The organism is Faecalibacterium sp. Marseille-Q4137 (assembly GCF_017377535.1).
Taxonomy (GTDB): Bacteria; Bacillota; Clostridia; order Oscillospirales; family Ruminococcaceae; genus Faecalibacterium; species Faecalibacterium duncaniae.
In genome coordinates this window covers 1-2,928 of the sequence record NZ_JAFREK010000086.1, presented here as the reverse complement: position 1 = coordinate 2,928, position 2,928 = coordinate 1, and the positions used below count along the sequence as shown (strand labels likewise).

General features: G+C 53.2%; 3 protein-coding genes. All 3 read left to right on the top strand.

Annotation, left to right across the window (positions count from 1 at the left end; translation table 11 throughout):
• Positions 1-968 (top strand): plasmid recombination protein (locus J3353_RS15765; RefSeq protein WP_207685218.1); only part of this gene is annotated, 968 nt, incomplete at its 5' end.
• A gap of 42 nt (positions 969-1,010) precedes the next feature.
• Positions 1,011-1,325 (top strand): helix-turn-helix domain-containing protein, encoded by a 315-nt coding sequence (locus J3353_RS15760; protein WP_370569220.1) that lies wholly within the window; start codon positions 1,011-1,013, stop codon positions 1,323-1,325.
• A gap of 16 nt (positions 1,326-1,341) precedes the next feature.
• Positions 1,342-2,730 carry a tyrosine recombinase XerC gene (gene xerC / locus J3353_RS15755; protein WP_207685217.1) on the top strand — a complete coding sequence of 463 codons (1,389 nt, stop codon included), beginning with the start codon at positions 1,342-1,344 and terminating at the stop codon, positions 2,728-2,730.
• Positions 2,731-2,928: the final 198 nt, after the last annotated feature.

Here is a 2,928-nt window from a genome sequence, read left to right as displayed (position 1 = left end):
GTGGCTACGAGTTCGCCAAGCAGTTCTATGAGGATGCCTACAAAGCAGCCGTTCAGATCGTGGGTGGTGAGCAGTATATCCTCTCGGCAGTCATGCACGCCGATGAGATCAACCGTGCCATGACCGAAGCACTAGGCCGCGAAGTTTACCACTACCACCTCCATGTGGTCTATGTACCTGTGGTGGAAAAGCAAATCCTGTGGTCGAAACGCTGCAAGGACAAGGCACTGGTCGGCACAGTCAAGGAGACCGTCGTGCAGGTCAGCCGGAGCAAGAAGTGGGCATCCAAGCCCCTGCTGGACGATGCTGGAGAGCCCGTCCTGCAAAAGAACGGCAAGCCAGTCCTGAAGAAGTCGTACAGCATCTTGCAGGACGATTTCTTCAACTATATGCGCGCTGCCGGGTACACGGATGTGGAGCGCGGTGAGCGTGGCAGCACCGAAGAACACCTGACCGTCACCCAGTTCAAAGTCCAACGGGAGCAGGAACTGCTGGACGCCCTGACCGCCCAAGCCGACGAACAAGCACAGTCGCTTGCTAAAACCTGTCAGACCCTCTCCAAAAAGGAGAAGGAACTAGCCGCTGTGCAGAAAAAGACCACACTCACAAAAGAAGCCCTCATTCATGTGCGCGATCTGGATTATATCGGTAAGCACACCTTCCTCGGCAACTATTCGCTGACCGAAGAAGAATTTTCCATGCTGAAAAAACAGGCCGACCATGGCTATATGATGGACGTGGAGAACCGCCGCCTGAAAGAAGAACTTTCCACCGCCAAGAAGGAAGCTGCTCATTGGGGCCAAAAGTATCATGAACTCTGGTACGAAGTGAAGCCCTATCTGGATGCGCTCCACCGTGCGCCTGAACTGGTGCGCAGCTTTCTGGAAAAGATTCTTGCCCCCAAGCAGGAGCGCACCATGAATGTGCCGCAGCGAAACCGCAAGCGTGGGCAGGATGTAGAACTTTAAAGTGAATTTTTAGATAATATGACAATACAAGGAGAAATGCTTATGGATTTTGACCGTAATTCTATGAACGTCCCTGTGCAATCTTCCGATTATACGAAAAAGTTCTTGCAAAAGGACTCGAATCTCACTACAATGGAGGTGGTCACTCAAACCAATGCCGTCAAGTCTCCGACTGACAGCCCGGAAACCACGAAGCTGGTGTACACGGTGAACGATATTGCACGAATGCTGGCCATCAGTCTGCGCTCTGCTTACAACCTGTGCAACAGCACCACCGAATTCCGTGTTCTGCGGGTAGGCGGAAGCATCCGTGTACCGAAAGACAGTTTCGATGCGTGGCTCTACCGGGCAGCTTGATAAGGAGGCAAACAGTATGGCATATATTACGAAGCGCGGCAACTCTTACAGCGTCCGATACACCTACGAAGATGAACACGGCAAAAGCTGCGACAAATGGGAAAGTTTTCCCACAAAAGAGGAGGCAACGAACCGAAAAAAGCAAATCGAGCATGAACTGGCCGCCGGCACGTTCCTGATTCCGTCCTCGGTGACGGTGGCAGAGTTCCTCATGGATTGGCTGCCCAAGCAGTGCAGCAAGCACAAGTGGGCACCCAAAACCTACGAATCCAACCTCTCCACCATCCAAAACCTCATCATCCCCTATATTGGCAGCATGGAGATGCAGAAACTCAAGCCCTACCACATGGAAAACCTCTATACGACCTTGAGCAAAACGCCCTGCGGTTCGTATATCGAGGGAAAAAAGCAGGAACTGACCAAAAAGCAGAAGCAGCGGTTCCTTTCCGGCACGACTATCCACGAGGTTCATCGGCTGCTGGGTACAGCGTTCCAGTATGCCGTAGAGTGGGGCATCCTGATTAAAAGTCCTGTTCCCGTGGACAGCCCCAAGAAGTCCACGCAGGAGCGCATCATCTGGACGGTAGAGGAAATGCGAGCAGCTCTGGACAGCATGGAGGACCCCATCCTGCATCTGGCAGTCCACCTCACGCTGGTGGGCGCACTGCGAGAGGGCGAGATCGTAGGTCTGACCCCGGAGGATATTGACTTTGATGCAGCGGATGGCATTGGAACATTCCGTATCAATAAGTCCATGCAGCGGGTGCGAAAAGAAGCCCTGAACCAAGTGGACGATGGCTGCATCATCAAGGTATTCCCGGACAAGCTGGAACGCAGCACCACTTCCCTCATCCTGAAAAGCACCAAAACGGCATCCTCCTGCCGCACCATCTTCATGACCTCTGCTCTGAAAGAGGAATTGAAGAAGTGGCTGAATCAGTTAGCGGCAGACGAGATGAAAGACCCGGCACGCTACCGTGACAGCGGAATGCTGTTCCGTCTGCCCAATGGTCTGGCGGTGGAGCCTGTACTGATTCGCAAGAAGTTCCTCAAATGGCAGGATGCACACCCGGAGTTCCCGCGTATCGTGTTCCATGGCCTGCGGCATTCCAGCGCAACCTATCAGCTGATGATCTCCGGCGGCGATGTGAAGGCCGTTCAGGGAACTACTGGACACGCTACGGCAGATATGCTGGTGAACACCTATGCCCATATCCAGCAGTCCTCCCGTGTAGAACTGGGCAAGAAGTTTGAGGAAGGTTTCTACGCTAAACAGGAAAGCCCCAGCCCGCAGGCTGTACCCGCCGAAGGCGAACCGACCATCTCTATGACCGCTTTGCTGGAACTTTTGAAGAATGCAGACCCCGAAGTAAAGGCGCAGCTCCGTCTGGCTCTGCTGACCTGATGCAAAATCCGACACGCATTTTCAAGCAATTTCGCCCCTTGCAAAATCTGCTGGCGAAAACTACGACCGTGCAAAAACCGTGCATTGACCGTGCAATCCCCGATTTTTCGGGGTTACATAACAAAAAAGAACGCCAAATCTTTCGATTTGACGTTCAATATCTGGTGCACCTCCAGGGACTCGAACCCTGGGCCCACT